Source organism: Micromonospora sp. GCM10011542, assembly GCF_042650685.1.
In the GTDB taxonomy this organism is placed as follows: domain Bacteria; phylum Actinomycetota; class Actinomycetes; order Mycobacteriales; family Micromonosporaceae; genus Micromonospora.
The window spans coordinates 117,720-144,506 of record NZ_JBHSBO010000003.1; the positions used below are offsets into that span (position 1 = coordinate 117,720).

The 26,787-nt window shown below is 71.8% G+C and carries 22 protein-coding genes; 9 read left to right on the plus strand and 13 right to left on the minus strand.

The window, feature by feature from the left end:
- Window positions 1-1,284, plus strand: coding sequence for a nucleotide sugar dehydrogenase (locus ACFOW4_RS01090; protein ID WP_377523614.1), 1,284 nt, complete (start codon window positions 1-3; stop codon window positions 1,282-1,284).
- A 58-nt stretch (window positions 1,285-1,342) separates the two neighbouring features.
- On the opposite strand, the gene ACFOW4_RS01095 is transcribed toward ACFOW4_RS01090, so the two are convergent.
- Window positions 1,343-1,885, minus strand: a complete 543-nt coding sequence (locus ACFOW4_RS01095; protein WP_377523615.1) for an acyltransferase — start codon at window positions 1,883-1,885, stop codon at window positions 1,343-1,345.
- 164 nt (window positions 1,886-2,049) lie between these two features.
- A complete protein-coding gene (locus ACFOW4_RS01100) occupies window positions 2,050-2,388 on the minus strand; it encodes a DUF952 domain-containing protein (RefSeq protein ID WP_377523617.1) in 339 nt (112 codons plus the stop codon).
- Window positions 2,389-2,490: 102 nt separating this feature from the next.
- Between ACFOW4_RS01100 and ACFOW4_RS01105 the strand changes: the two genes are divergently transcribed.
- From ACFOW4_RS01105 to ACFOW4_RS01115, 3 genes are all read left to right on the plus strand, one after another.
- Window positions 2,491-2,802 (plus strand): hypothetical protein, encoded by a 312-nt coding sequence (locus ACFOW4_RS01105; protein ID WP_377523618.1) that lies wholly within the window; start codon window positions 2,491-2,493, stop codon window positions 2,800-2,802.
- Between the two features lie 72 nt (window positions 2,803-2,874).
- Window positions 2,875-3,531: a response regulator transcription factor gene (locus ACFOW4_RS01110; RefSeq protein ID WP_377523620.1), complete on the plus strand. Its 657-nt coding sequence runs from the start codon at window positions 2,875-2,877 to the stop codon at window positions 3,529-3,531.
- 9 nt (window positions 3,532-3,540) lie between these two features.
- On the plus strand, window positions 3,541-5,004 hold the full coding sequence (locus ACFOW4_RS01115; protein ID WP_377523621.1) for an ATP-binding protein: 1,464 nt from the start codon (window positions 3,541-3,543) through the stop codon (window positions 5,002-5,004).
- 32 nt (window positions 5,005-5,036) lie between these two features.
- On the opposite strand, the gene ACFOW4_RS01120 is transcribed toward ACFOW4_RS01115, so the two are convergent.
- The 4 genes from ACFOW4_RS01120 to ACFOW4_RS01135 form a co-directional block, all read right to left on the minus strand.
- Window positions 5,037-6,011 carry a TAXI family TRAP transporter solute-binding subunit gene (locus ACFOW4_RS01120; protein WP_377523676.1) on the minus strand — a complete coding sequence of 325 codons (975 nt, stop codon included), beginning with the start codon at window positions 6,009-6,011 and terminating at the stop codon, window positions 5,037-5,039.
- A 76-nt stretch (window positions 6,012-6,087) separates the two neighbouring features.
- On the minus strand, window positions 6,088-6,753 hold the full coding sequence (locus tag ACFOW4_RS01125) for a hypothetical protein (protein WP_377523623.1): 666 nt from the start codon (window positions 6,751-6,753) through the stop codon (window positions 6,088-6,090).
- A 107-nt stretch (window positions 6,754-6,860) separates the two neighbouring features.
- On the minus strand, window positions 6,861-7,658 hold the full coding sequence (gene yaaA / locus ACFOW4_RS01130; protein WP_377523624.1) for a peroxide stress protein YaaA: 798 nt from the start codon (window positions 7,656-7,658) through the stop codon (window positions 6,861-6,863).
- A gap of 66 nt (window positions 7,659-7,724) precedes the next feature.
- Window positions 7,725-9,344 (minus strand): hypothetical protein, encoded by a 1,620-nt coding sequence (locus tag ACFOW4_RS01135; RefSeq protein WP_377523626.1) that lies wholly within the window; start codon window positions 9,342-9,344, stop codon window positions 7,725-7,727.
- 123 nt (window positions 9,345-9,467) lie between these two features.
- Between ACFOW4_RS01135 and ACFOW4_RS01140 the strand changes: the two genes are divergently transcribed.
- Complete coding sequence (locus ACFOW4_RS01140) at window positions 9,468-10,508, plus strand: App1 family protein (protein WP_377523628.1); 1,041 nt, start codon at window positions 9,468-9,470, stop codon at window positions 10,506-10,508.
- A 4-nt stretch (window positions 10,509-10,512) separates the two neighbouring features.
- On the opposite strand, the gene glgB is transcribed toward ACFOW4_RS01140, so the two are convergent.
- The 4 genes from glgB to glgA form a co-directional block, all read right to left on the minus strand.
- Window positions 10,513-12,615, minus strand: a complete 2,103-nt coding sequence (gene glgB, locus ACFOW4_RS01145) for a 1,4-alpha-glucan branching protein GlgB (RefSeq protein ID WP_377523630.1) — start codon at window positions 12,613-12,615, stop codon at window positions 10,513-10,515.
- On the minus strand, window positions 12,603-14,696 hold the full coding sequence (locus ACFOW4_RS01150; RefSeq protein WP_377523631.1) for a maltotransferase domain-containing protein: 2,094 nt from the start codon (window positions 14,694-14,696) through the stop codon (window positions 12,603-12,605). The genes glgB and ACFOW4_RS01150 overlap by 13 nt, the downstream gene beginning before the upstream one ends.
- 90 nt (window positions 14,697-14,786) lie before the next feature.
- Complete coding sequence (locus tag ACFOW4_RS01155; RefSeq protein WP_377523634.1) at window positions 14,787-15,470, minus strand: DUF1345 domain-containing protein; 684 nt, start codon at window positions 15,468-15,470, stop codon at window positions 14,787-14,789.
- Between the two features lie 164 nt (window positions 15,471-15,634).
- Complete coding sequence (glgA, locus tag ACFOW4_RS01160; protein ID WP_377523635.1) at window positions 15,635-16,843, minus strand: glycogen synthase; 1,209 nt, start codon at window positions 16,841-16,843, stop codon at window positions 15,635-15,637.
- 72 nt (window positions 16,844-16,915) lie between these two features.
- Between glgA and glgC the strand changes: the two genes are divergently transcribed.
- Window positions 16,916-18,148: a glucose-1-phosphate adenylyltransferase gene (gene glgC, locus ACFOW4_RS01165; RefSeq protein WP_377523636.1), complete on the plus strand. Its 1,233-nt coding sequence runs from the start codon at window positions 16,916-16,918 to the stop codon at window positions 18,146-18,148.
- A gap of 31 nt (window positions 18,149-18,179) precedes the next feature.
- Window positions 18,180-19,823: a phosphoglucomutase (alpha-D-glucose-1,6-bisphosphate-dependent) gene (gene pgm / locus ACFOW4_RS01170; protein ID WP_377523638.1), complete on the plus strand. Its 1,644-nt coding sequence runs from the start codon at window positions 18,180-18,182 to the stop codon at window positions 19,821-19,823.
- 52 nt (window positions 19,824-19,875) lie between these two features.
- Here the strand turns inward: pgm and ACFOW4_RS01175 are convergent, their stop codons facing one another.
- Window positions 19,876-20,787, minus strand: coding sequence for an NAD(+)/NADH kinase (locus ACFOW4_RS01175; RefSeq protein ID WP_377523678.1), 912 nt, complete (start codon window positions 20,785-20,787; stop codon window positions 19,876-19,878).
- Window positions 20,788-21,047: 260 nt separating this feature from the next.
- Here ACFOW4_RS01175 and ACFOW4_RS01180 point away from each other — a divergent pair, with 260 nt between their 5' ends.
- Window positions 21,048-22,346, plus strand: a complete 1,299-nt coding sequence (locus tag ACFOW4_RS01180; RefSeq protein WP_377523640.1) for a phenylacetate--CoA ligase family protein — start codon at window positions 21,048-21,050, stop codon at window positions 22,344-22,346.
- A gap of 13 nt (window positions 22,347-22,359) precedes the next feature.
- Here ACFOW4_RS01180 and ACFOW4_RS01185 read toward each other — a convergent pair whose 3' ends face one another.
- A complete protein-coding gene (locus tag ACFOW4_RS01185) occupies window positions 22,360-23,703 on the minus strand; it encodes a hypothetical protein (protein ID WP_377523641.1) in 1,344 nt (447 codons plus the stop codon).
- A 49-nt stretch (window positions 23,704-23,752) separates the two neighbouring features.
- Window positions 23,753-25,024, minus strand: a complete 1,272-nt coding sequence (locus ACFOW4_RS01190; RefSeq protein WP_377523643.1) for a glycosyltransferase family 4 protein — start codon at window positions 25,022-25,024, stop codon at window positions 23,753-23,755.
- A 156-nt stretch (window positions 25,025-25,180) separates the two neighbouring features.
- Here ACFOW4_RS01190 and ACFOW4_RS01195 point away from each other — a divergent pair, with 156 nt between their 5' ends.
- Window positions 25,181-26,716 (plus strand): hypothetical protein, encoded by a 1,536-nt coding sequence (locus ACFOW4_RS01195; protein WP_377523644.1) that lies wholly within the window; start codon window positions 25,181-25,183, stop codon window positions 26,714-26,716.
- The last annotated feature ends 71 nt before the right edge of the window (window positions 26,717-26,787 follow it).

Here is a 26,787-nt window from a genome sequence, read left to right on the forward strand (position 1 = left end):
ATGAACATCTGTGTCGTCGCCCTCGGCAAGATCGGGCTGCCGCTGGCTGTGCAGTTCGCCTCGAAGGGGCACCGGGTCATCGGCGCCGACGTCTCCGAGCGGGTCGTCAAGCTGGTCAACGATGGTGCCGTCCCGTTCCCCGGTGAGGCCGACCTGGACGTCAAGCTCAAGGAGGCGGTCTCCGCCGGGCTGCTGACCGCCACCACGGACACGGCTGCCGCGGTCGCCGAGTCCGAGGCCGTCGTGGTGGTCGTGCCGCTCTTCGTCGACGCCGACGGGGTTCCGGACTTCGGCTGGATGGACGACGCGACCCGGGCGATCGCCCGTGGGCTCAAGCCGGGCACCCTGGTCAGCTACGAGACCACCCTGCCGGTCGGTACCACCCGCAGCCGCTGGGCGCCCATGCTGGAGGACGGCTCGGGCCTCACCGTCGGCAAGGACTTCCACCTGGTGTTCAGCCCGGAGCGGGTGCTGACCGGTCGGGTCTTCGCTGACCTGCGCCGCTACCCGAAGCTGGTCGGCGGCGTCGACGAGGCTTCCGCCGAGCACGGCGTCCGCTTCTACGAGGCGGTGCTCGACTTCGACGAGCGGCCGGACCTGTCCCAGCCCAACGGCGTGTGGGACCTCGGGTCGGCGGAGGCGTCGGAGCTGGCCAAGCTCGCCGAGACGACCTACCGGGACGTCAACATCGGGCTGGCCAACCAGTTCGCCCGTTTCGCCGACACCGTCGGCGTCGACGTCACCAAGGTCATCGAGGCCTGCAACACCCAGCCGTACAGCCACATCCACTCGCCGGGCATCGCCGTCGGCGGCCACTGCATCCCGATCTACCCGCGGATGTACCTGTGGAACGACCCGGCCGCCACCGTGGTGCGCTCGGCCCGGGAGGCCAACGCGGCCATGCCCGAGTACGCCGTCGACCTGCTCGCCGCCGCGTACGGTGACCTGTCCGGTGTGGGCGTGCTGGTGCTCGGTGCCGCCTACCGGGGAGGCGTCAAGGAGACCGCCTTCTCCGGGGTCTTCCCGACCGTCGAGGCGCTGCGCCAGCGGGGCGCCACGCCGTACGTCTCCGACCCGATGTACACCAACGACGAGCTGGCCGCGCACGGGCTGCCCGGCTACGACGGCCAGCCGATCGGCGCAGCCGTCATCCAGGCCGACCACGCCGAGTACCGCACCCTCGCCCCGGGCGACCTGCCTGGCGTGACGGTGCTGGTCGACGGCCGCCGGGTCACCGACCCGGCCCGCTGGGCGGGCGTCCGCCGGGTGGTCATCGGCGGCTGACTCCGGATCCGCTCCGGCGGGGGCGGTCGCCGACGGCGACCGTCCCCGCCGCGCCTTTTCAGCCCTGCTGCGGCGGGTTCTCCACGTCCCGGGAGATGACCTCGCCCTTGGCGTCGACCCAGCCCTTCGGCCGCGCCGGGTTGCCGGCGACCAGCTGGTACGGCTGCACGTCCTTCGTCACCACCGAGCCGGCGGCGATCATCGCGTACTCGCCCACCTCGATGCCGCAGACCAGGGTGGCGTTGGCGCCGATCGAGGCACCCCGGCGGATCAGGGTGGGGGTGATGGTCCAGTCCGGGTTCTGCGCGCGGGGGCGGAAGTCGTTGGTGAAGACGGCGCAGGGGCCGACGAAGACCTCGTCCTCGATGGTCACACCCTGGTAGACGGAGACGTTGTTCTGGATCTTGACCAGGTTGCCGACGGTCACGCCGGCGTCGACGTAGACGTTGCGGCCGATGACGCAGCCGGTGCCGATCTGAGCGGACGACCGGATGTGGGCCAGGTGCCAGACCTTCGTGCCATCGCCGATCGCGGCATTCTCCTCGACGTCGGCCGTCGGGTGGACGAAGACCGAGGGGGACCGGTCAGTGGTGTCAGTCATCGTTCAACTCGCATCGGTTTGGGCGCGCTGCCGCGCCGTCGGTGCCGCTCGACGGGCTACGGCGGGTGTCGGCCGCGGCCCGCGCGGTCAGGGCTGCCACGCCCGCCCCAGGTTCGCGACCGAGGCCCGGGCGGGCACGGACTCGGCGTAGCATAACGAGCCGCTCAGGGCAGCAGATCGGCGACCGCGTCGGCCACCGGGGTGTCCGCGGGCAGTGCCCGCGCGGCCACCACCGCGGCGATCGGCAGCGGACCGTACAGGTGCGGGAAGAGCGAACCGCCGCGGGACGGCTCCCAGCGCAGCGCCGCGCCCAGCCGGTCGGGGTCCACGGTCAACAGGGTCAGCCCGGTGGCGCCGGCGAAGTGCCGGCGTGCCGTCTCCACCACCTGGTCGGCGGCGGAGAGGTGGATGAAGCCGTCCTGCCGGTCGACCGCCGAGCCGGCCAGGTGGCCGGCCGCCCGGGCGTCGTCCCACTCGACGGTGGGCAGCAGCTTGTAGATCATCTTTGCAGCCTACGCGGGCCGGCACGCGTTTCGGCCGTACCGCTGCCGACGCCCGTCGCGGCCCGGCATGCTCAGATGGAGCAGGCCCGCGGGAGGGTGACGATGGAGAGCTACGACGAGGACTGGACCGACAGCCAGCGCGCGCTCTACGACGAGTGCTACCGGGCCGGTGGCGAGTGGGCGGAGGATCCCGACACCCCCACCGACGACGTGCAGCACGTGATCAACCTGGCCGAGGCGGACGACGCCAGCTTCACCGACGCCGAGATCGACTACCCGCCGCTGATCGACGCGGTCACCCAGGCCAGTGGAGTCACCGTGACCAGCGTGCCGGCACGGCACGACGACCCGGGCTTCCGCGGTTTCGTCGATGGCGTCCGGGACGGCCTCGACGACGACGTGTTCGGCCTCTGAACCCGGCCCTCCCGCTCGTCGCGCCCTTCTGCCACCATTCGCAGGACGACGCTGCGACGGACGGGGGCACGGGTGCGGATCCTGCTGGTCGAGGACGATCGCCGGGTGGCCGCCGCGCTGTCTTCGGCCCTCACCCGGCGCGGGTACGAGGTGGAGCACGCCGCCACCGTCGCCGCGGCCCTCTCCGCCGCCCCCTGTGACCTGGTGCTGCTCGATCTGACCCTGCCTGACGGGGACGGCACCGACCTGTGCCGGGAGCTGCGCCGCCGCAGCAGCCAGCTCGGCATCATCGCGGTGACCGCCCGGGGCGAGGAACGCGACCGGGTGCTCGGCCTGCGGATCGGCGCCGACGACTACGTGGTCAAGCCCTTCTCGATGGTCGAGTTGCAGGCCCGGATCGAGGCGGTGCTGCGCCGGGCGGCGCACACCGTCCCGGAGCGGAACCTGATCGAGGCCGGCGGGGTCCGCATCGACGTGGCCGCCCGCACGGTGACCGTCGACGGCCGGTCCGTGGCGCTCACCCGCAAGGAGTTCGACGTACTGCTGTCGTTGGCCCGCCAGCCGGGCGTCGCGGTGCCGCGCGACCGCATCCTGCTCGACGCCTGGGGCACCACCTGGACCGACCGGCACACGGTCGAGGTGCACGTCGGGTCGCTGCGCGGCAAGCTCGGCGACCCCCGCCTGGTGGAGACCGTACGCGGAGTCGGTTACCGGCTGCGCGGTGAGTGAGGGGCTGCCGTGCGCCGTCGACTGGTGATCAGCTACCTGCTGCTGATGGTGCTGGTCCTGATCGCGCTGGAGACCCCGCTGGCCGCCACCCTGGCCACCCGCGAGACGGACCGGGTCCGCGCCGACCGGCTCGCCGACGCGACCCGGTTCGCCTCGCTGGCCGGCCCGGCGCTGCGCGGCGGCGGGCCCGGCCCGCTCGAAGGTGAGCTGCGCAGCTACGACGAGCTGTACGGCATCGGCGCGGCGGTGGTCGACCGGGACCGGCGTACGGTGGTCGCCTCGACGAGCTGGCAGCCCGCCAGGGGCACCCGGACGGCGCTGGACACGGCGTTGTCCGGGCAGCAGTCCAGCGGCCCCGAGTCGGTCTGGCCGTGGGTCGACGGCCCGGTGGTGGTGGCCGTACCGATCAACGACGGCGGGGAGGTGCTCGGTGCCGTGGTCACGGTGACCCCGGCCGGGCCGGTCCGCCGTACCGTCACCGCCTGGTGGCTGCTGCTCGCCGCGGCGGGACTGCTGGCCATGCTGGCCTGCGTGCTCACCGCGTTCGGGTTGGCCGGTTGGGTGCTGCGCCCGGTCACCGAGCTGGACGCGGTCACCCACGAGATCGCTGAGGGCGACCGGGGCGCGCGCGTCCTGCAACGGCTCGGCCCGCCGGAGCTGCGCCGGCTCGCGGCCAGTTTCAACCACATGGCCGACGTGGTCTCCGACGTGATGGACCGGCAGCGGGCGTTCGTCGCGCACGCCAGCCACCAGTTGCGCAACCCGCTGACCGCGCTGCGGCTGCGGGTGGAGGAGCTGGGCCCGAGCCTCACCGACCCCGACGGGCGGGCCGAGCACCGGTTGGCGCTGGAGGAGACCGACCGGTTGGCGCTGGTGCTCGACGCGCTGCTCACCCTGGCCCGCGCCGAGCGGGAGGAGAACGAGCGGGTCACGGTCGACGCCGCCGCGGTGGCCGCCTCCCGGGTGGCCGCCTGGGCGCCCCTGGCCCGGCACCGGTCGGTCACGCTGTGCCTGGCCGCGACCGACGCCCCCGCGTACGCCCGGACCGTGCCGACCGCCGTCGACCAGGTTCTGGACGCGCTGATCGACAACGCGGTGAAGTTCAGCGGGGCCGGCGGGGTGGTGACGGTGACGGTGAGCCGCGGGGAGGACGGGGTGGTCCTGGAGGTGCGTGACACCGGCCCCGGCATGACCGAGAGTCAGCTCGGTCAGGCGACGGAGCGGTTCTGGCGGGCACCGGACGCGCAGAACGTCGACGGCGCGGGCCTGGGCCTCACCATCGCGGCGGTGCTGGTCGACGCCTCGGACGGGCGGCTCACCATGCGCCCGGGGGAGCCGCGCGGCCTGGTCGCCGGCCTCTGGTTCCCGGCGCCCGCGCCGGACGGCGACGCCGACCTGACCGACCCCGACGCCGCCCGGCCGCCCGCCGCCCGGACACCCACCGACACCGCCGAGATCACCGGCCGGCGGTGACGCAGGTCCACGCTCGTGGCGCGGCCGGTGGGTCAGGGCTTCGCGGAGCGGTACCAGGCGGCGGCGCCTGGATGCAGCGGCAGCGGGGCGGTGGCGATGGCCGAGCGGGGACTCATCCGGCCCGCCGCGGGATGGGCGGCGCCCAGCTCGGCCCGGCGCTCCATCAGCAGCCGGGTCACCTCCCGGACCAGGCGCTCCGGCAGGTCCGCCCGGACGATCAGGTAGTTCGGGTCGCCCACCGTGGTCACCGGGTCCACCCCGTACACCGAGCGGGGGATGTCCCGGGACACGTAGACCTCGCCGTAGCGGGCACGCAACGGCTCGGTCCACTCGCCGAGGTCCACGATCCGGGTGGCGCTCTGCCCGGCCAGATCGGCGATGGCCCGCACCGGCAGCCCACCCGAGAAGAAGAACGCGTCGATCCGGCCGGCGCGCAACGCGGTCACGGAGTCGTCCAGCCCCAGCCGCTCGCGCCGCACGCCGTCACCGCCGAGCCGGGCCACCTCCAGCAGCCGGGTCGCGGTGATCTCGGTGCCGGAGCCGGGGGCGCCCACCGAGACGCGCCGACCACGCAGGTCGGCGACCGTCCGGACCGGACCGCCGCCGGTGGTGACCAGGTGCAGCTGGTCGTCGTACACCCGGGCGACCGCGTCCACCGGCGGACCTGTCTGCGCGCCGGTGGGCAGCACGTCGGCCTGGGTGAAGCCCAGCTCGGCGGCGCCCGAGCCGACCAGTCGGACGTTCTCCGCCGAGGCGGGGGTGACCACCACGCTGGCCCGGACGCCGGGCAGCTCCCGGTTGAGGATGGCCGCCAGCGACTGCCCGAAGGCGTAGTAGACCGCGGTGGGACTGCCGGTGGCGATCCGGATCGGCACCGGTTCGGTGGGGGACTCCTGGCATCCCACGACGCCGGGCAGGGTGACGGCCAGCAGCAGCGCCAGCACCGCGCCCGTCGCGCGGCGCCGGCCGGGGCGGGCCGGCCCGGGGCGGCTCGCGCGAGGCGCCACGCTGCTGTGCCGGACGGGTCGCTCGCTCACGGCTGCACTGTGCTCGTCGGCACCGGCGCGCGCAAGCCCGTGGCCGTCAGCAGGCCGGTCGGTGCGCCGGTTGCAACGCGGCGCTGCTCAGGATCCGCTCGCGGTCCGGGCCGTCGGCGACGCTGACCAGGTAGCACCCGGTGCCCGGGCGGAGCAGGGCCGGTACGTCGAGCAGGCTGGCACCCCGGATCAGCACCGCGGCCAGCTCCCGGTCGGTGAGCCGCACCCCGAGGATGTGCCGGCGTACGTGACGCCCACCGGCCAGCAGCGCGGAGCGCCACGCCGCGGCGGCGAGCCGGGGCACCCACACCCGGCGGGCCGGCGACGCGCCCGGCACCGGCCCGCCCAACAGCTCCCGGCGCCCCTGCCGCCAGCCGGCCTCAACCAGCCGCGTGTACTCACCCCGGTGCTCCCGAGGCACCCAGAGTCGGTGCAGCTCGTAGCGGCGGCGCAGGCCGCCGACGGCCAGCTCGTGGGTGACCGGGATGTTGAGCCGGTGCAGCAGTTGCCGCATCCGCTGCGCGGCGTCCTCCCGGTTGAACTCCACAGTCGTGGACCGGTACAGCGCGACCGGACCCGGTCCGGCTGCGGCCGGCGGCGGCGTGCACCGCAGCAGACAGGCGGCCTCGAACGCGTCGCCCAGGGTCAGCCAGTCCAGCGGCGGTGGCGTGGCCGGGCGGGGCCGGTCGAGCAGGGCGGGTTCACGGGCCAACGGAGGCGCTCCCTTGTCGGCGTCGGGGTCCCCCTACCGTGGCCCGTAGGCCGCCCGGGCGGAACTGGTGCCACCCAGCCTTGAGCAAATCTTGCGGGTGCCGGGGCCTACAGCTCGGTGACCACCAGGTCGACCTGCCGGGGCCGGCCGGGCGCGACGGACTGCTCCAGCACCGTGTGCTTCAGCTCGCGCAGCGCGCCGATCAGGTCGTCGGCCGTGCGCGGGCGGACCCCGGCGACCAGCAGGTCGCGGACCAGCCGCCCCTTGGTCGCCTTGTTGAAGTGGCTGACCACCGAGCGGACCGGCACGCCGTCCACCTGCCGCTCGTGCAGCACCCGCACGGTCACCGTCCGGGCGGCCAGGTCGCCACGCGGTGTCCAGGTGGCCGCGTACGCGCCGGAGCGCAGGTCCAGCACCGGCCCGGTGCCGGCCGCCGCGGTCAGGGCCGGCGCCAGCGCCGTCCGCCAGTACGCCGACAGCGCCCCCACCCCGGGCAGCCGGGCGCCGATCGGGCACCGGTACGGCGGGATGCGGTCAGCGAGGCGAACCGCGCCCCACAGGCCGGAGCTGATCAGGACCGACCGGCGGGCGGCGCGCTGCGCCGGTGCGGGCAGCGAGGCCAGGTCCAGCGCCTCGTAGAGCACCCCGGTGTAGAGCCGGCCGGCCGGCGCGGTCGCCGCCGCGCGCAGCCGGGCATTGCGGCGCAGCTCGCCACCCTGGCCCTCGCTGAGCCCGAGCGCGGCCCGGGCAGCCGCCTCGTCCGGCCCGGCGCACAGCGCCACCAGCGCGTCCAGCACCTGCTCGCGGGCCGGGTTCAGCTCGGGCAGTGACATCCGGTCCGGGTCCCACCGCCGGCCCGTGCCGGTGTCGGCCTTCCCCTCCGAGGGCGGCAGCAGGATGAGCATTGGGGTCTCCTCGACGGGCGGGCGGCGGTGCCGGACACGCCGGCCCGGCCAGCGTACGACCCGCCCCTAGCGCCACGGCCGGACCGGGGTGTCGGGGTGGTACACGCGATAGCCGCCGACCTCCCGCACCGGAGCGGCGTCGGGCCGGTCGGCCAGCAGCCGGCGCAGCCGCCGCTCCATCGGCGAGCCGACCTCCACCACGTACCCGGGCCGCGCGGCCCGCCCGACCTGCCGCCAGTACGGCAGGTACCGGTTCTGCCCGGGGGTCAGGCTGCCGTCGAGCACCCCGCAGACCACCTCCTCGTCGGTGTTGAAGATCAGCCGGTTGCAGGTCCAGTAGTCCCCGTACACCTCGCGGGGGCCGTCGGCGCGCAGCGCGTCGGCCAGCTCCCGGGCCTGGCGCTCCTCGATCCGCGACGCCTCCGTGCCGGTGACCGCGAAGAGCAGGGTGACCACCAGGACGGTGGCGGTCAGCGCGGCCAGCACGGCGGTGGCCAGCGCGCCGGTGAGCCGGCCCAGCGCGCCGACCGTGCCCCGCCAGCAGGCCACCGCGGCCACCCAGAGCGGCCAGAGCACCGCCGGCAGGGACAGTTGCAGCACCGACAGGTAGCGGGCGTTGTCCAGCGGGCTGGTCGCGGCCTGCGGGCTGCGCACGTACGACAACAGGGTCAACGCGGCGCCGACGACCAGCGCGAGCTGCACGACCGGCCCGACCCGCTCCCCGCGCGGCGCCCCGGCGGCCCGCCGGTACGCGACCAGCGCGAGGGCCGCCGCGGCGACCAGGAGCACCGGGTAGAGCAGCCCGAACCACTCCTGCCAGCGGCCGCACCCGTCGACCGGGCAGAGGCCGTGCGCCAGCGGCACCCCCTCCAGTACGCCGCCCCGGATCCGCTCCGACCAGGGCGGCGCCGGGCCGGCCTTGGTGCTGATCTCCCGGAACACCGACAGCGAGTCCTGGCCGGGCTGCGCCCGCAGGTTGTCCCGGATCATCGGGGCCACTCCGAGCAGGAAGCCGGCCACCAGCAGCGCGCCGGCCCAGCCGACCAGCTCCCGGCGCAGCGCCCAGAGCAGCGCCAGCGCGGCCACCGCCAGATACGGCAGGATCAGCCAGTCCGACCAGACGGCCAGCCCGGCCAGCAGGCCGAACAGTCCCACGGCCAGCCGCCGCCAGCGGACCGTGCCGGCCGCCAACCCCACGACGACCAGCAGCATCAGCAGCACCGCCGGCTTGACCTCCGGCCGGCCGCCGACCACGGTCAGCTGGTCGCGCACCACCCGCTCCGGGCCCAGCGCCAGCAGACCCACGACGAAGGTGGCGAACCACGGCGAGCAGAGCCGCCGGGTCAGCCGGTGGATCAGGTAGAGGAAGACCGCGTAGAGCACGAGCATCGGCAGCCGCAGCAGCGGCCAGCTCGGCCCGGCCACCGCGATCAGCGGCGCCGCCAGGTACGACTCCAGCATTCCCATGTAGTGCTGGCCGTACAGGAAGACCGGGTGCTCCCGGCCCTGCGCGATGTGCAGCGCGGCGAGGCCGAACGCGGCCTCGTCGCTGTTCGACACCGGCACCGTCAGAAGCGTCAGGACCAGCCGGTATCCGACGCCGGCCAGCCCGAACAGCAGCGCGACGAGCGCCGGCCGGTCGAGCCGCGGACGCCACCGCCCGCGACGCTGCTCTGGATTCGACACGACCACGCCCCCGTCGTCGTCCCGACCGGAGTGTTTCACGGAGCACGCGCCGTCCGGGGTGGATCGGCCCAGCCGGACTTCTCTCGCGTGGCCGGTGTCGTCGGCGTGTGGCAGGGTTGTCGCGTGCCACCCACTCCCGCCGGCCAGTTGGCCGTTCCGAACCTGCACCGGGCTGCGCGGATCGAGGACGCCGTGCACCAGCTGGTGGAGCGCCGGCTGCGGCGCACCGGCTGGCGGGTCAACATCGTCGCCTACACCGGCTACGGCTCACCGGGTTGGGTGCGGGTGCTGTGCCGGGTGCTGCTGGGCCGGCCGGACACCCGCCAGCGGGGCCGGCTGGAGAAGGTGCGCGGTTGGCGCAGCTTCACCACCCTGCCCGCCAAACACGTCACCGTGACCATCGAGGCGGGCGGGGTGCGCTGCGAGGCGCGGGCCGACCGCAGCGGCTTCGTCGACACCGTCGTCGAGGCCGACCTGGCGCCGGGGTGGGGCACGGTCCGGCTGAGCGTGCCGGACGCCGAGCCGGTCGACGCCCCGGTACGCATCATCGACCCGGAGGTCCGCTTCGGCATCCTCTCCGACATCGACGACACGGTGATGGTGACCGCGCTGCCCCGACCGTTGCTCGCCGCGTGGAACACCTTCGTGCTCGACGAGCACGCCCGGGCGGCCGTGCCCGGCATGGCGGTGCTCTACGAGCGGCTGGTCACCGCGCACCCCGGCGCGCCGGTCTTCTACCTCTCCACCGGCGCCTGGAACGTGGCACCCACGCTGACCCGGTTCCTGTCCCGGCACCTCTATCCGGCCGGTCCGCTGCTGCTCACCGACTGGGGCCCGACCGCCGACCGGTGGTTCCGTAGCGGTCGCGAGCACAAGCGGGCCACCCTGGCCCGGCTGGCCCGGGAGTTCCCCGAGGTGCGTTGGCTGTTGGTCGGCGACGACGGCCAGCACGACCAGGAGATCTACCGGGAGTTCGCCGCCGCCCACCCGGAGAACGTCGCCGGCGTGGCGATCCGCCGACTCTCACCGACGCAGTCGGTGCTCGCCGGCAGCCTGCCCGCCCCGGCCGAACGCACGTCGGCCGGGCCGGTGGGGCAGAAGTGGCTCTCCGCGCCGGACGGCGCCGGCCTGTGGAAGCTGCTCCGCGACGCCGGCCTGGTCTGACGCCCTAGTCCCGGCGGAGCCAGATGACGCCGAGCGGGGGGACCTGGAGGGCGGCGGAGGCCACCATGCCGTGCCAGGGCACGTCCTCGGCGTGCACCTCGCCCAGGTTGCCCACCCCCGACCCGCCGTAGTGGTGCGCGTCGGTGTTGAGCACCTCGGCCCAGGTGCCGCCGGCGGGCAGCCCGACCCGGTAGTCGTGCAGGGGCAGGGCGGAGAAGTTCGCCACGCAGACCAGCGTCGAGCCGTCCGGGGCGATCCGGATGAACGACACCGTGTTGTTGGCGACGTCGTCGCCGGCGATCCAGCGGAACCCGGCCGGCTCGGTGTCCTGCGCCCACAGCGCCGGGGTGGCCCGGTAGATCCGGTTCAGGTCGCCGACGAGGCGCTGCACCCCGGCGCGGGCCGGGTCGTGCAGCAGGTACCAGTCGAGGCCGCGTTCCTCGCTCCACTCCCGGTCGTCGGCCAGTTCGGAGCCCATGAAGAGCAACTGCTTGCCCGGGTGCGCCCACATGTACGCCAGCAGCGCCCGCACGTTCGCCAGCCGCTGCCAGGTGTCGCCGGGCATCTTGCCGGCCAGGGAGCCCTTGCCGTGCACCACCTCGTCGTGGCTGATCGGCAGCACGTAGTTCTCGCTCCACGCGTACGCCAGGGAGAAGGTGAGCTGGTGGTGGTGGTGCTGGCGGTAGATCGGGTCCTTGGCGGTGTAGAGCAGGGTGTCGTGCATCCAGCCCATGTTCCACTTGAACCCGAAGCCCAGCCCGCCCTCAGCGGTGGAACGGGTGACACCCGGCCAGGCGGTGGACTCCTCGGCGATCATCACCACGCCGGCGTGGTGCTTGTAGACGGTCGCGTTCACCTCCTGCATGAACGCGATGGCCTCCAGGTTCTCCCGGCCGCCGTACTGGTTGGGGGCCCACTGGCCCTCCTGCCGGGAGTAGTCCAGGTAGAGCATCGAGGCGACCGCGTCCACCCGCAGCCCGTCGACGTGGAACTGGTCGCACCAGTAGAGCGCGTTGGCGACCAGGAAGTTGCGCACCTCGCGGCGGCCGAAGTCGAAGACGTAGGTGCCCCAGTCGGGGTGCTCGCCGCGGCGCGGGTCGGGGTGCTCGTAGAGCGGGGTGCCGTCGAAGCGGGCCAGGGCCCACTCGTCCTTCGGGAAGTGCGCCGGCACCCAGTCGAGGATCACCCCGATGCCCGCGGCGTGCAGCCGGTCCACCAGGTGGCGGAACTCGTCGGGGTCGCCGAAGCGTGAGGTGGGTGCGTAGTAGCCGGTGACCTGGTAGCCCCAGGAACCGCCGAACGGGTGCTCCATCACCGGCAGGAACTCCACGTGGGTGAAACCCAGCTCGGTGACGTACGCGGTGAGCTGCTCGGCCAGCTCGCGGTAGCTCAGCCCGGGCCGCCACGAGCCGAGGTGCACCTCGTACACGCTCATCGGTTCCTGGTGCGGCTGCCGCCCGGCCCGCCGCGCCAGCCAGTCCGCGTCGGACCACTCGTAGGTGGAGTGGTGCACCACGGAGGCGGTGGCCGGCGGCAGCTCGGCGTACCCGGCGAGCGGGTCGGCCTTGTCCCGCCAGCGCCCGTCGGCGCCGAGGACGCGGTACTTGTAGCGGGCGCCGGCCGCCGCTCCCGGAACGAAGACCTCCCACACGCCGGACGAGCCGAGCGAGCGCATCGGCCAGCCGTCGTCCGGCGCCCAGCCGGTGAAGTCACCGACGACCCGCACGCCGCGGGCGTTGGGCGCCCACACCGTGAACGCCACCCCCTCGTCAAAGACCCGGGCGCCGAGCGCCTCCCAGAGCCGCTCGTGCCGGCCCTCGCCGATCAGGTGCAGGTCCAGCTCACCCAGCGTCGGCGGGTAACGGTACGGGTCGTCGTGGGTCGCCCCGTCGACCTCCACCCGGTAGTCGAGGACCTCACCGGGCAGCACCGCCTCGAAGACGCCCGCGTCGTGCACCCGCTTCATCGGGTGCCGGTCGGAGCCCACGAGGACGGCCGCGTCGCCGGCGCCCCGGCGCAGCGTGCGGATGGTGGTCCGCCCGTCGGCGGGGTGGGCGCCGAGCAGGGCGTGCGGGTCGTGCGTCGCGCCGGTGATCAGCTCGTCCATCGGGGGTCCTTCGGGGCGGGAGTGGTCGGGGCGGTGCCGCCGGAGAGGTCGGCGGGGACGTCCGCGACGGTCAGCTCGGCCGGGACGCTGGCGGCGGGCGCCGGGGCGGCCGGGGCGCTCGCGCGGCGCACGGTCAGCACGTGCGCCGGTTGCAGGTACGGGTCGAGCCGTACCGCGTTGCGCTGGCCCCAGTCGTAGCTGGTGCCGGTCAGCTCGTCGTGCACGGTGAACCGTTCGTGCCAGTCGAAGCCGAGCGCCGGCATGTCGAGCGTCGTGTTGCCCCACTGCACCGCCCGCGGCTCGAACGAGCAGATCACGATGACCGTGTTGCCGGTCTGGGGGTCGTGCTTGGACCAGCAGAGCAGCGCCGGGTTGTCGATCTCGTGGAAGCGCAGGTTGCGGAGCTGGTGCAGGGCCGGGTTGTCCCGGCGGACCCGGTTGAGGGTGGCGATGAACGGCGCCAGTGAGCGGCCCTGCGCCTCCGCGCCGGCCCAGTCCCGCGGGCGCAACTCGTACTTCTCGTTGTCCAGGTACTCCTCGGCGCCCGGGCGGGCCACGTGCTCGAAGAGCTCGTAGCCGGCGTACAGGCCCCACGAGGGGGAGAGCAGAGCGGCGAGCACCGCGCGGATCTTGAACATCGGCGGGCCGCCGTGCTGCAGCGACTCGTGCAGGATGTCCGGCGTGTTCGGCCAGAAGTTGGGACGCATGTAGTCGGCCGCCGCGACCAGTTCCTCGCAGTACGCCCGCATCTCGGCCGCCGTCGTCCGCCAGGTGAAGTAGGTGTACGACTGGGTGAAGCCGATCTTGCCGAGCCCGTGCATGATGGCGGGCCGGGTGAACGCCTCGGCCAGGAACAGCACGTCCGGGTCGACCTTCTTCACCGCGGCGATCAGCCAGTGCCAGAAGTCGAACGGCTTGGTGTGCGGGTTGTCCACCCGGAAGATCCGGATGCCCTCGCCCACCCAGTGCAGCACCACCCGCAGCACCTCGGCCCGGATGCCCTCGGGGTCGTTGTCGAAGTTCACCGGGTAGATGTCCTGGTACTTCTTCGGCGGGTTCTCCGCGTACGCGATGCTGCCGTCGGCCCGGGTGGTGAACCACTCCGGGTGCTCGGTGACCCACGGGTGGTCCGGCGCGCACTGCAACGCGAGGTCCATCGCCACCTCCAGGCCCTGTGCCGCGGCCGCCTGGATGAAGGCCCGGAAGTCTGCCGGCGTACCCAGGTCGGGGTGGATGGCGTCGTGGCCGCCCTCGGCCGCGCCGATCGCCCACGGCGAGCCCACGTCGTCCGGCCCGGCGGTGAGCGCGTTGTTGCGGCCCTTGCGGTTGACCCGGCCGATCGGGTGGATCGGCGGCAGGTAGAGCACGTCGAAGCCCATCGCGGCGACGCCGGGCAGCCGCCCGGTGGCGGTGGCGAAGGTGCCGGAGCGGGCCGGGGCGTCCGCGGTGGCCGGCACCGCGCCCTCGGAGCGGGGAAAGAACTCGTACCAGGCGGAGTAGAGGGCCCGCTGACGATCCACCCACAGCGGGTACGTCTCGCCGGCGGTCACCAGCTCCCGCACCGGGTACGCCCAGAGCAGGTCGGCCAGGGCCAGCGCCGGGTCGACCCGCTGCGGCAACGGCAGGTCGGTGTCGACGAGTGCGGTGACCGCGGCGGCGACCCGGGCCCGTTCGGCCGCCGGCACGAGGTCGCGGGCGGCGGTGAGCACCCGGGCGCCCTCGGCCAGGTCGTTGGCCAGCTCGCCCGGCCCCTGCCCGGCGGCCACCTTCTTGGTAACCGCGTTCTGCCAGGTCAGGTACGGGTCGGCGAACGCCTCGACGGTGAAGGTCCAGGTGCCGACGGCATCTGGTCGGATCACCGCGTGCCAGCGGTCCTGGCCGGGCTCACCCGGACGCATCCGGGTGAACGGCCTGGTTTCACCGTCCGGGCCAGTCCAGACCACGTTGCAGCCCAGCGCGTCGTGCCCCTCCCGGTAGGCGCGGGCCGACACCGGAACCGGCTCGTCGACCACCGCCTTGGCCGGGTAACGCCCGCACGAGACGACGGGGGAGACGTCTTCGATCGGGAACCGTCCAGTCACCCCGCCAACCTACTGTGCGAGATCGCCTCGCGCGCGGCCAAGCACGTCGGTTGCCCTCTGCCGGCGCAACCGACCGGTGGTCCGACATCGTCAGCGGGCCAGGTCGGCGATGAGGTTGACGGAACCCGCCACGATCACCACACCGAACACGTACGACACGAAGGCATGGGACAGCACACTGCCCCGGATCCGCGGGTCGGAGATGGCCGTGTCCGACACCTGGTAGGTCATGCCGATCGTGAAGGCGACGTAGGCCAGGTCGCGGTAGGTGGTCTGCCCCTGCACGGGCTGGCCTTCGAAGCCGATCCCCCCGGTTGTGGACCGGTACTGCAGGTCGGCGTAGCGCAGGGTGAAGACCGTGTTGACGACGGCCCACGACAGCAGGACGGTCAGTAGTGCGACGCTGACGAACAGCACCCGCACTGAGCCGCCGTGCCGGCCGGCGTGGCTGAGGGCAGAGCCGACACCCAGCAGGCTGGTGACGCCCGCCCCTACCAGCAGCACTGCGGCGGTCACCCGCGTCTCGTCCTCACGCATGGCCATCATCTCGGTGTGGGAGCTGTCCGCTCGGAGAATGACGCGCCAGATGGCGATGAGGAAGGCGAGCGCGGCGATGTCCCAGCCCCCGACCGCGGCCAACTCCCACGGCATGAACGGCAGCAGCACGAGAGCGACCACGAGCCCGATGGAGGCGACGATGACGGCTCGCCGCAGGGCGGGAGCGTGCCAGCCCAGGCATCGGTGATACAACGTATCCGGGGGCATACCGGTCATCGTCCGAGTGTCCCGCACCGCATCGCATCGCGTGCTCATAGCCGCACACAGCGAGCCGGTTGGTCGCCCGGAGTGCCCACTGATCCAGCAATCGACATGCCTTTACGCCCCGTCGAGCAGCAATTCGACGGCATGAGAGTGAGTGGAACGGCCGTCTGAACGGATCAGCCCGCCGCGCCGACCGACCGGTACACCTCCAGCGTCTGCCGCGCCACCGCGTCCCAGGAGAAGTGCTCCACCGCCCGTCGCCGGCCGGCCCGGCCGAAACGCTCGGTGCGCCCCGGGTCGGCCAGCAGCTCGTTGATCCGCGCGGCCAGGTCGGCCACGAACCGCTCGGGCTCCAGCGGCCGGCCGGAACCGTCGCCGGCCTGCTCGATCGGCACCAGCAGACCCGTCTCGCCGTCGGCCACGACCTCCGGAATGCCGCCGGTGGCGGTCGCCACCACCGCCGTCTCGCAGGCCATCGCCTCCAGGTTGACGATGCCCATCGGCTCGTACACCGACGGGCAGACGAAGACGGTGGCGTGGGTGAGCACCTGGATCACCTCGGGCTTGGGCAGCATCTCGGCCACCCAGACCACCCCGGAGCGGTTGGCCCGCAGCTCGGCGGCCAGCTCCTCGACCTCGGCGGCGATGTCCGGGGTGTCCGGCGCGCCGGCGAGCAGCACCAGCTGGGTGTCGGCCGGCAGTTCCCGGGCGGCCCGCAGCAGGTAGGGCAGCCCCTTCTGCCGGGTGATCCGCCCCACGTACGCCACGCTGGGGCGGGCCGGGTCGATGCCGAGCCGGTCCAGCACGTCGGTGCCGGTGTCCGGGGCGTACTGCGCGGTGTCGATGCCGTTGTAGACCACCCGGACCTTGTCCGGGTTCACCTCCGGGTACGCGGTCAGCACGTCGCGGCGCATGCCGGCGCTCACCGCGATGACCGCGTCCGCGCCCTCCACGGCCGTGCGCTCGCACCAGGAGGAGAGCGCGTAGCCGCCGCCGAGCTGCTCGGCCTTCCACGGCCGCAGCGGCTCCAGGCTGTGCGCGGTCATCACGTGCGGCACCCCGTGCAGCAGCTTCGCGGTGTGCCCGGCCAGGTTCGCGTACCAGGTGTGGCTGTGCACCACGTCGGTGCCGGCGGTGCCGGCGGCCATCTCCAGGTCCACGCCCATGGTGCGCAGCGCGGCGTTCGCGCCGGTCAGGCCGGGCGGTTCGGCGTACGCGGTGACGCCCGGCTCGCTGCGCGGCAGGCCGAAGCAGTGCACCCGCACGTCGGCGAGGCCGCGCAGCTCCCGGGCCAGGTACTCGACGTGCACCCCGGCGCCGCCGTAGACCTCCGGGGGGTACTCGCGGGTGAGCAGGTCGACGCGGAGCGGGGTGGGTTCCGTCATGACCCCGCACCCTAGTGCAGAAACGTGCCCGTACGAGTGGTGAAGTCGGACGCGGGTGGATAGCGTCGTGGCATGGCTGCCAAGGTGCTCGCGATCGTCCTGGCGGGTGGGGAGGGCAAGCGCCTGATGCCACTCACCACGGACCGGGCCAAGCCGGCCGTCCCGTTCGGCGGGATGTACCGCATGGTCGACTTCGTCCTCTCCAACCTGGCCAACGCCGGCTATCTCAAGATCGTCGTGCTGACCCAGTACAAGTCCCACTCCCTCGACCGGCACATCACCAAGACCTGGCGGATGTCCACCCTGCTCGGCAACTACGTCACGCCGGTGCCGGCGCAGCAACGCCGCGGGCCCTGGTGGTTCGCGGGCTCCGCCGACGCCATCTACCAGAGCTTCAACCTGATCAACGACGAGCAGCCCGACTACGTGATCGTCTTCGGGGCCGACCACATCTACCGCATGGACCCGCGGCAGATGGTGGAGGACCACATCGCCTCCGGCGCCTCGGTGACCGTGGCGGGCATCCGCCAGCCCCTGTCGATGGCCGACCAGTTCGGCGTCATCGAGGTCGGCGAGGACGGCCGGCGGATCCGGGCGTTCCGCGAGAAGCCGACCGACGCGGTCGGCCTGCCCGACGCGCCGGACGAGATCTACGCCTCGATGGGCAACTACGTCTTCACCACCCGGGCGCTCTGCGAGGCCGTCGAGCGCGACGCGGAGGACAAGACCAGCAAGCACGACATGGGCGGCAGCATCATCCCGATGATGGTCGAGCGGGGTGAGGCGAACGTCTACGACTTCCGCGACAACGAGGTGCCGGGTACCACCGAGCGGGACCGCGGCTACTGGCGCGACGTCGGGACGCTCGACTCGTTCTACGACGCCCACATGGATCTGATCAACGTGCACCCGGTGTTCAACCTGTACAACTTCGACTGGCCGATCTACACCGAGCAGCCGCCGTGGCCGCCGGCGAAGTTCGTCCACCAGTGGGGCGAGCGGGTCGGCCGGGCGGTCGGCTCGATGGTCTCGCCGGGTGTGGTGATCTCCGGCTCGCTGGTGGAGAACTCGATCGTCTCGCCGAAGGTGCGGGTGCACTCCTGGGCGCACGTCGAGGGTTCGGTGCTCATGGAAGGCGTGGAGATCGGCCGGCACGCGGTGGTCCGCCGCGCCATCCTGGACAAGAACGTGTTCGTCCCCGAGGGCGCCGAGATCGGCGTCGACCTGGAGAAGGACCGGCAGCGCTACACCGTCTCCGACAACGGCATCGTGGTGATCGGCAAGGGCCAGAAGGTCGAGCCGTGACCGCCCGTACCTACCGCAGGAGGATCCCGCAGTGACCCACCCCCGTGCCGGCCAGCCGGCCGAGCCCGCCGACCTGGTCGACGTGCCGCGGCTGGTGACCGCCTACTACGCCGAGCACCCCGATCCCGCGGATCCGGCGCAGCAGGTCTCCTTCGGCACCTCCGGCCACCGGGGCTCCAGCCTGCGCAACGCGTTCAACTCCGACCACATCCTGGCGGTCACCCAGGCGCTCTGCGACTACCGGCGCGAGCAGGGCCTGGACGGCCCGCTCTTCCTCGCCCGGGACACCCACGCGCTCTCCGCCCCGGCCGCCGTGGACGCGCTGGAGGTGCTCGCCGCCAACGGGGTCACCGTGCTGGTGGACAGCCGCGACGGCTACACGCCGACCCCGGCGCTGTCGCACGCGATCCTCACCCACAACCGGGGCCGCACCAGCGGGCTCGCCGACGGCATCGTGATCACCCCGTCGCACAACCCGCCCGACGACGGCGGCTTCAAGTACAACCCCACCCACGGCGGCCCGGCCGACACCGACGTCACGAAGTGGATCCAGGACCGGGCCAACGCGATCCTCGCCGCCGGGCTCAAGGAGGTCCGCCGGATCACGTACGCGCGGGCCCGCGCCGCCGACACCACCGGGGAGTACGACTTCCTCGCCAACTACGTCGACGACCTGCCCGCCGCGATCGACATCGACGCGATCCGAGACGCCGGCATCCGGATCGGCGCGGACCCGCTGGGCGGGGCGAGCGTCGCGTACTGGGGCGAGATCGCCGACCGGCACCGGCTGGACCTGACCGTGGTCAACCCGACGGTCGATCCGACCTGGCGGTTCATGACCCTGGACGGCGACGGCAAGATCCGGATGGACTGCTCCTCGCCGAACGCGATGGCGTCGCTGATCGCCGCCCGCGCCGACTACCAGATCTCCACCGGCAACGACGCGGACGCCGACCGGCACGGCATCGTCACCCCGGACGCCGGCCTGATGAACCCCAACCACTACCTGGCGGTGGCGATCGGCCACCTGTTCCGTACCCGCACCAACTGGGGTCCGGCCGCCGCGGTGGGAAAGACGCTGGTCTCCTCGTCGATGATCGACCGGGTCGCCGCAGACCTGGGCCGGCCGCTCCTGGAGGTGCCGGTCGGCTTCAAGTGGTTCGTTCCCGGGCTGCTCGACGGGGCGGTCGGCTTCGGCGGCGAGGAGAGCGCCGGCGCGTCGTTCCTGCGCCGCGACGGCAGCACCTGGACCACCGACAAGGACGGCATCCTGCTCTGCCTGCTCGCCGCCGAGATCCTGGCCAGCACCGGCCGCAGCCCGAGCGAGCACTGGGCGGAGCTGGCCGAACGGTTCGGTGCGCCCGCGTACGCGCGCATCGACGCCCCGGCCACCCGCGAGCAGAAGGCGGTGCTCGGCAAGCTCTCCCCGGAGCAGGTCAGCGCCACCGAGCTGGCCGGCGAGCCGATCACCGCGACACTGACCACCGCACCGGGCAACGGCGCGGCGATCGGCGGGCTCAAGGTGAGCACCGCCTCCGGCTGGTTCGCGGCCCGCCCGTCCGGCACCGAGGACGTCTACAAGATCTACGCCGAGTCGTTCCAGGGCCCCGACCACCTGTCCCAGATCCAACAGGAGGCCAAGGCCCTGGTCGACGACGTACTCACCCAGGTCTGACCCGCCCCCTCCGCGCCCGGCCGGCGTCGGGCGCGGGCCGGGTGGGCGGCGTTCAGCAGGGTGGGGGAAGGTCGCGGTGGGTGCGCCGGCGTGCCTCCTCGGGCAGCAGCTCGCGTAGCTGCTCGGGCAGGAACGGCAGGTCCAGCAGGCTCATCTTCAACTGGTTGCGCTCCTGGTAGCGCAGCGGGTCGAAACGGACCACCAGGCCGGCGTCGCGCCGGTAGCTGATGTCCACCGCGCCCTCGGTGGCGGCGTCCCGGAACACGATCCCGTCCATCTCCACCGCCACCGCCGCCGAGTTCGGCTCCAGCTCCAGCCGGATCCGCTCGCCCGGCGAGAGCACCACCGACCGGGAGATGCCGGCCATCGGCGCCGACGGGGTCACCACCACCGCGTCGGCTGCCGGAGAGATCAGCGGGCCGCCCGCCGCGTAGCTGTACGCCGTGGAGCCGGTCGGCGTGCTGACCACCAGGGCGTCGCAGCGGTAGTAGCCGTACTGCTGGCCGTCGACGGCCAGGGTGGCGGTGACGAAACCGCTGCCGGGGTGCCGGACCAGCGCGATGTCGTTGAACGCCACGATGTCGTCGCCGCACACGTCGCAGGCCAGGCAGGCGTGGGACTCGATGGTGAAGTCCTTGGACAGCAACCGGCCCAGCGCGTTCGGCAGATCCGGTGGCTCGACCTCGACGAGGAAGCCGAGCCGTCCCAGATGCACGCCGAGCACCGGCTTGGGGTCGCGGACGGCGGAGCGCAACGCACCGAGCATGGTGCCGTCACCGCCGATGCTGATCAACGCGTCGGCGCGGGCGGCCACCTCTCTCTCCGGCACCGGCTCGACGCTGCCCGGGACGCGGTGGTGATCCTCCTCGCGCACCATGAGCGACTTGTGGTTGCGCGCGGCCCATCGTTCGATGATCTCGACCACCTCGGTGACATCCCGGGTGGGGTGCAGCACCAGACCCAGCCCCGACACCCGTACAGCTCACCACATCGGGGTGTGCCGCGCCGGGCGTACCGGCAAGGTGTGCCGACGAACCGGGAACCGCCGGCGCGTGCGGCGCCGGCACCGGCGCCGACTACCCCGATTGGGAGAATTCGAGTTCGTAACTGGCATTTTGTCCCCTCGTTGAAAGGTTGCTGACGAACGAGCGGGCCGGTGGAGGTCCGCTCCGCTCGCCGACGGGCGGCAGCGGAGCGAGGAGACGATTCAACGTGCGTGCCCTGATGGACCGCGGATGGCTGTTCGCGGAGCGCCGCCGGCGTCTTGAGCGGAAGATCGCGCTGTACCGCGAGCCGTTGTCCCGCGCGGAGATCGAGCGCATTCAGGTTGAACGCTTCAACAGGGTGTGGGCGTACTGCCTGACCCGGGTGCCGTTCTACCAGTCGTGGCGAAAGGAGCACGGTCTGCCCACGGGCATCTCTCGGCCGTCGGACCTGCGCCACTTTCCGACCCTCGACAAGGAACTGCTGATAAGCCGCTCCGCCGAGGTCTTCGCGAGTGGTTCGACGAAGCGGGCCTACAGCACCGGCGGGAGTACCGGCCAGCCCACCCGATTTCCCCGCGGCCGGGGCGAGTCGACCGATCGGTGGGCGAACAATTATCTCGGACGCGCTTGGCGCGGAGTCCGTCCGTTCGAGCCGCAGATCCTGCTCTGGGGGCATTCCCACCTTTTCGGGGACGGGATACGTAGCCGGATCGCCCGGTTGCAGCGTGATGCCGCCGACCGCTTGGTGAACATCACTCGGCTGAACGCCTACGACCTCAGTGACCCCGCGCTTCGAGGACACTACGAGGCGATCCGGTCACGGCACCCCGTGTTGCTGGTCGGCTACACCTCGGCGATCTTCAAGGTCGCCCGCTTCATCGAACGCAACGGCCTGGACCTGGGCGACATGAGCCAACTGCGGGCGGTGATCCTCACCGCGGAGACGGCCAGTGACGCGGACATCGCGATGATCGAACGGGTCTTCGGAACACAGGCGGTCATCGAGTACGGCGCTGCGGAGACCGGCCTGGTGGCAATGTCTCGTGCGCAGGCACGACCCATCCACGTCATCTGGGACAGCTTCATCTGCCTGATCGACGAGGACAACTCGCTCGCGGTCACCACCCTCGACGACCGCCTGTTTCCGCTGGTCAATTACTCGATCGGAGACCGGGTCGAACCCACCGACGCCGTCGACGGCAACGCGTTCGAGTTCCGCTCGGTCCTCGGCCGCCGGCAGGAGATCGTTCAAGTCGCCTCCGCGCACGGGACGCTCGACCTCTCCCCGATCCTGCCGGTGCACATCCTCAAGACCCACCCGGGAATAGTCGGCGTCCAGTTCCGCCAGGAGCGGCCCGACGCTCTGCACATCTATCTCCAGGCCGACCACGAGCTCGACCTGGAGGCGGTGAGCCTCTACTTCGCGCGCGAGCTGCGGAAGGACCACCCGGATCTTCGCGCCGACTCGATCGCGTTCCACCAGGTCGCTGACCAGACTCGGACCCGCGCCGGCAAACACGCACTGTTCGTGTCCTGATCCGTGGGCCGCCTCACCGGCGGATGAGGTCGGCGGGTGGCGCCGGCCCACGCTCCCGGTCGGAGGTGACGACCTTGGACCGGTGGGAACCGCGCCGCCGGTAGCGGCGGGAAACCGCCGTCAGGATGAGGATCCCCGCGACCAGCATCTCCGCGACGGTCGTCGCGGTAGCGGCGCCCGTCGGACCGAGTGCCGCCGCCTGGACGAGTAGTGCGGCGCCCAGGAGCAGCCCTATCGACAGGGCGATACGTGTGGCGGCGACGTAGTTTCCATCGCCGATGCGGTTGAGCGTGAAGGCACGGTTCACGGTGGTGAACGGTAGGGCGAGCGCCAACAGTTGCAGCCAGAGTGCCGACTCAGGTATCGGCAGCGACAGTAGGCTCGTCGTGAGCCATGGTGCGGTGACGATGACCCCGGCGGCGATGACGGTCGCGCCGATGACGGCGATGGTCTCGCTCTCCCGACTGACCGACTCGGTGGGTCCGAGGTTGTGTCGTCGCCGGGTCCGGATCGCCATGGGCACCCGGAGTCCGCTGAACGTCACGGCGACCAGTGCCTGGTAGATGTTGACCAGGGCGCCGTAACAGCCCACGACCTGAGGGCCCGCGACCAGTGAGAGAGCGACCGTGCTGGCTCGGCCCGTGAAAGCCTCGGCGAGACTGTAGGTGAACAGCGGCCGGCTCAACCGGAAGGCTCGTCCGGCCGCCCGCGGCGACAACCCCCTCCACATCGGAGGTGCGGCCGCGGGGCCCCGGCAGGCGAGTATCTCCGTACTGAGCAGGTAGGTGGCGGCGCCAACCAGCAGCGCGGTCGTCAGCGGTGCGCCGGCGATCAGCAGCACCATGGCGAGGAGTCGCGTGCTGGTTATCGCAGCGGAGGCGGCGATGAAGCGCATCTGGCGGGCGAGGTCCCCGAAGCGCAGGTCGGCGAGGCTGTTGAGCATCATGACGCCGCCGGCACTGAGCAGGGCCGGCATGCCGTAGCCCGCGTCGACATAGAGCGCGGCGATCACCAGGGTGGCGGTGGCCATGGCGGGCACCGCCACCAGGAGCCGCTGACTGTGTGCTGCGCGACGTTCCTCGTCATTGCCGGATACGTACAGCAGTGACGACCCGCCCATGACCAGGTTGGCCACCCAGGTCAGCGCTGCCGTCATGACGCTGTAGGCGGCGATTTCGGCAGTCTGGCCCTGCCGCGCGCTGTACGCGAGTATCCCGGCGTTGAGCAGGCCGCTCACCAGGCTGGACACCGACGCGACGAGGGTGTTGGACCGTACGCCCGCACGGCGGCTTCCTTCGGAGCGGACCGACTCGGTGGGCTCGGTGAGCATCTGCTTCGGAGTCGACCGTTCCTTCAATCGTGGGTCCTCTCACCGCGGCGTGGCACCGGCCGCCGCCAGGCGCCGGTCAACGCTTCTCGACGGTCAACCTGATCCGGTCGAGGATGTTCGGCCCGGCCGCCTCGGCCCGCCAGGACCGGTAGGCCTGCCCCGCGGCACGGCGCACCTCGAGTCGCTCCTTCGGGGTGTGCCGGGCGAACTGGTTGATCTGGTCAGCCAGGGTTGCCGCCGTGGCATCCGCCAGGACGATCCCACCGCCCGCCCGCAGTACCGGGCTCCAGGGTGTCTGGTCCGAACAGATGACCGGGCACGAGGCGGAGAGGCTCTCGGCGATGACGTGGCCGAAGTTCTCACCTTTGGTCGGGAAGACGAACACGTCGTACCGGGCGAAGGTGGACCGCACCGCCTGGGGAGCAAGCTCTCCCCGGTAGGTGAGTGTCACGGACGCCGGCAACCGTTGGGCCAAACGCTGGCATTCGGCCCAGTACGACGCGTCCTCGAGTGGCCCGTAGACATCGAAGACCACCGGCCGCGTCGTCAGTGTGAGCGCCTCGATCACCGTCGACAGGTTCTTGAGCGGGCTGATACGACCGATGAAGACCAGCCGGGGTGGCCCGTCGTTCTCGCACGGCGGGAAAGGCTCCGGCGGGAGTGACACCTCGTTGCGTCGGGTCTCGATCCGTGCCTCGGGGAAGACGCTCCGGATCCGCTGGGCTTCGTGCGGGCTGGTGGCGTGCCAATGGACCACGAGTCGCCCGAGCATCGGTCGCCAGACGCGTAGGAACAGATTCTTCTTTCTGCTTCTGACTCCTAGCGCACTTGCCGCAAGCTCACCTCGCGGAGCGATGAGTATCCGCTCGACCCGGATGACGCGAAATCGCGCCGCAAGAATCGACAAAATCGACGACCTTGCCCAGAGGCTGTTGACGTAGAGGAGGTCGAAGCTGGTTGATCGCAGCGCCTTCAGCATCGCGTACCACTGTCGGGGACGACGTGGATCGAGGTAGCAGATGCGAGCGCGGCCCCGGGCCACCCAGCGACCCGAGAGGCCAGGATACGGCTCGGTCGAGCCAAGGTCGCGATCCCTCGTCACCATCGTCACCTCGATGGCCGGCGATACGATGTCGAGCAGTTGGGCGACGGATCGGATCGGACCTCCGGCACGGAATCCCGGTTCGAAGTAGTCGCACGTCAGCAGCACGCGATAGGGCCGTGCCGGGTTTGCATTCTCGGGTTGTGCGACGTCGAGCCGGCCGTGGACCGTCGGAGGCAGTTCGTGAATGTCGTTCGCGGCTGCTGGGATGCTGCCATCGTGCAGCACATCGAAGGTTTCAGCCACGCCGGGCTAACGATGAATGGCGCGGATCGGTAACGCTTCGGGCGGTTGCCCGGAAGGATGTTGCGAAGACCGGCCGGAAGTTCGTGAGACGACGGGCTGAATTGGATGGCGGCTATATGCTCCGTTCTCATGGACTCATTGGCAGGGGTGCGTGCGATGGCGGGTGAGGACCGAGGCCTGCGCCCGCGTCACGCACACGGCATGCCCGACGATCGCGTACGGACCCCGACCAGCGCTCTCTGGCGCTGCTTCGCCGGGCTGGCATGGCTCGGGCTGGGCGGGGCGTGCCTGCTCATCGAGTGGAATTCCAAGATCGACTGGGGTCGGGACGGAAGCCTGGCGATGAGCGTGCTCGCCACCCTCTTCGGCGCATGGGTGTTCTGGAGCGACGGCGGTCGTCGGATCACCGCTGTCGGGCTCTACAACCTCGCCTTCGCATTCTTCGTCGGCTTCAGTGGGCTTTACCAGACGGTGAAGATGTGGACGAGCAGTCCGGGCGTACCGCTTTTCACCGCCGTCGCCGTCTGCTATTTCGTCCAGGTGGTGACGTGGTTGCTGTTCTGGAGTGGCACCGTGGCGCACCCGCGTCCGCTGCCGTCGAATGCCGGGCAGGCGGACGGCAGGACCGCTGGGTGGGCGGTGAAGTGCGGCCTGCTCCTCCTGATCCTCGCGGTGACCATGTCGATGGTCGCACCGGATTCGTTGCCGGTGGCCAATCCGATCGGTTTTGTCGGCGTCGTTCTCCTCGCCGTCGGGTTGTTGCGGGGGCCACTGGCGCACCACACGTTCCTCTGGGGTGTGGTCCTCCTGATCGCCTTCGGGTTCTACTTCACCTACCTATTCAACGGATTCGGACGAATCGTCGTCGGTACGCTGGCGCTCGCGCTGCTGGTGATATCGGCCCATCGTGATCAGCGGCCCTACACGAAGCTCCTCATCCTCGGTGGAACCGCACCCGCCCTGTGGTTCCTCGCCGGGCTTCGCGCCACCGGCGCACAGGGCTCACCGTTCACGAGCGACCAGGATGGATTTGAGTCCGCGATCAGTCCGCTTCGCTCGTTCGCCCAGCTCCTGCAACTGAATGAGATGGGCGTGCTGCCCAGGGCGTGGGGCGAGACGTTCGTCAACGCGGCGGTTGGCCTCGTGCCCCGGGCGCTGTGGGACGACAAGCCCATCGGCTTCGGTGCCGACCTCGTCCCGCTCCTGTCACCCGAACTGGTCGGCACGGGACACTCCGCGGCGGCGCTCTCGCACGGGGAGTGGTTGTACAACTTCGGCCTGCTGGGGCTGGCCCTGATGGTTCCGGCGACCGGTCTGGCCGTCCGGTTGATCGACCGAGTGCTGGCCTGGGCCTCGTCCAGCCCGCTGACCACGCCGTACGCCGTGGGAGCCTACGCCGGCGCGATCGTCACGGCCGTCAGTCTGTTCGATTTTCTCTGGGTGGGCAGCTTCACCTACGTGGTGCGTGGCGGTGGCCGCCTGCTGGTGCTGGCCGCGGTGGTCCTGCTGATCGGCTGGCGAGTCTCGGCGGCGGCGGTGCCGAACCACCTGGTCGACCGTAACTCCATCCACGCCGCCAGGCGCGCGCGGTCCGGTGGGTACACGACGACGGCGGCACCCGGCCCGATCGGTCGACCGTCCGGGCGCAGGCCGAGGCACCCGCGCCCTGGAGTCGACTCGATGTTCCGTTAATACCGTTCTGGGCGTTTCTCGGACGAGTTTCCGTTCGTTGCGGCAGTTGTGGGCCACCACGAACACGGCCC

Excerpts from the sequence above, each read along its gene's own strand:
- yaaA (WP_377523624.1), bottom strand. The coding sequence starts at position 7,658 with ATGCTCATCCTGCTGCCGCCCTCGGAGGGGAAGGCCGACACCGGCACG.
- ACFOW4_RS01195 (WP_377523644.1), top strand. The coding sequence starts at position 25,181 with ATGGCGGGTGAGGACCGAGGCCTGCGCCCGCGTCACGCACACGGCATG.
- ACFOW4_RS01090 (WP_377523614.1), top strand. The coding sequence starts at position 1 with ATGAACATCTGTGTCGTCGCCCTCGGCAAGATCGGGCTGCCGCTGGCT.
- glgB (WP_377523630.1), bottom strand. The coding sequence starts at position 12,615 with ATGGACGAGCTGATCACCGGCGCGACGCACGACCCGCACGCCCTGCTC.
- ACFOW4_RS01155 (WP_377523634.1), bottom strand. The coding sequence starts at position 15,470 with ATGACCGGTATGCCCCCGGATACGTTGTATCACCGATGCCTGGGCTGG.
- glgC (WP_377523636.1), top strand. The coding sequence starts at position 16,916 with ATGGCTGCCAAGGTGCTCGCGATCGTCCTGGCGGGTGGGGAGGGCAAG.
- glgA (WP_377523635.1), bottom strand. The coding sequence starts at position 16,843 with ATGACGGAACCCACCCCGCTCCGCGTCGACCTGCTCACCCGCGAGTAC.
- ACFOW4_RS01180 (WP_377523640.1), top strand. The coding sequence starts at position 21,048 with ATGGACCGCGGATGGCTGTTCGCGGAGCGCCGCCGGCGTCTTGAGCGG.
- ACFOW4_RS01095 (WP_377523615.1), bottom strand. The coding sequence starts at position 1,885 with ATGACTGACACCACTGACCGGTCCCCCTCGGTCTTCGTCCACCCGACG.
- ACFOW4_RS01100 (WP_377523617.1), bottom strand. The coding sequence starts at position 2,388 with ATGATCTACAAGCTGCTGCCCACCGTCGAGTGGGACGACGCCCGGGCG.
- ACFOW4_RS01105 (WP_377523618.1), top strand. The coding sequence starts at position 2,491 with ATGGAGAGCTACGACGAGGACTGGACCGACAGCCAGCGCGCGCTCTAC.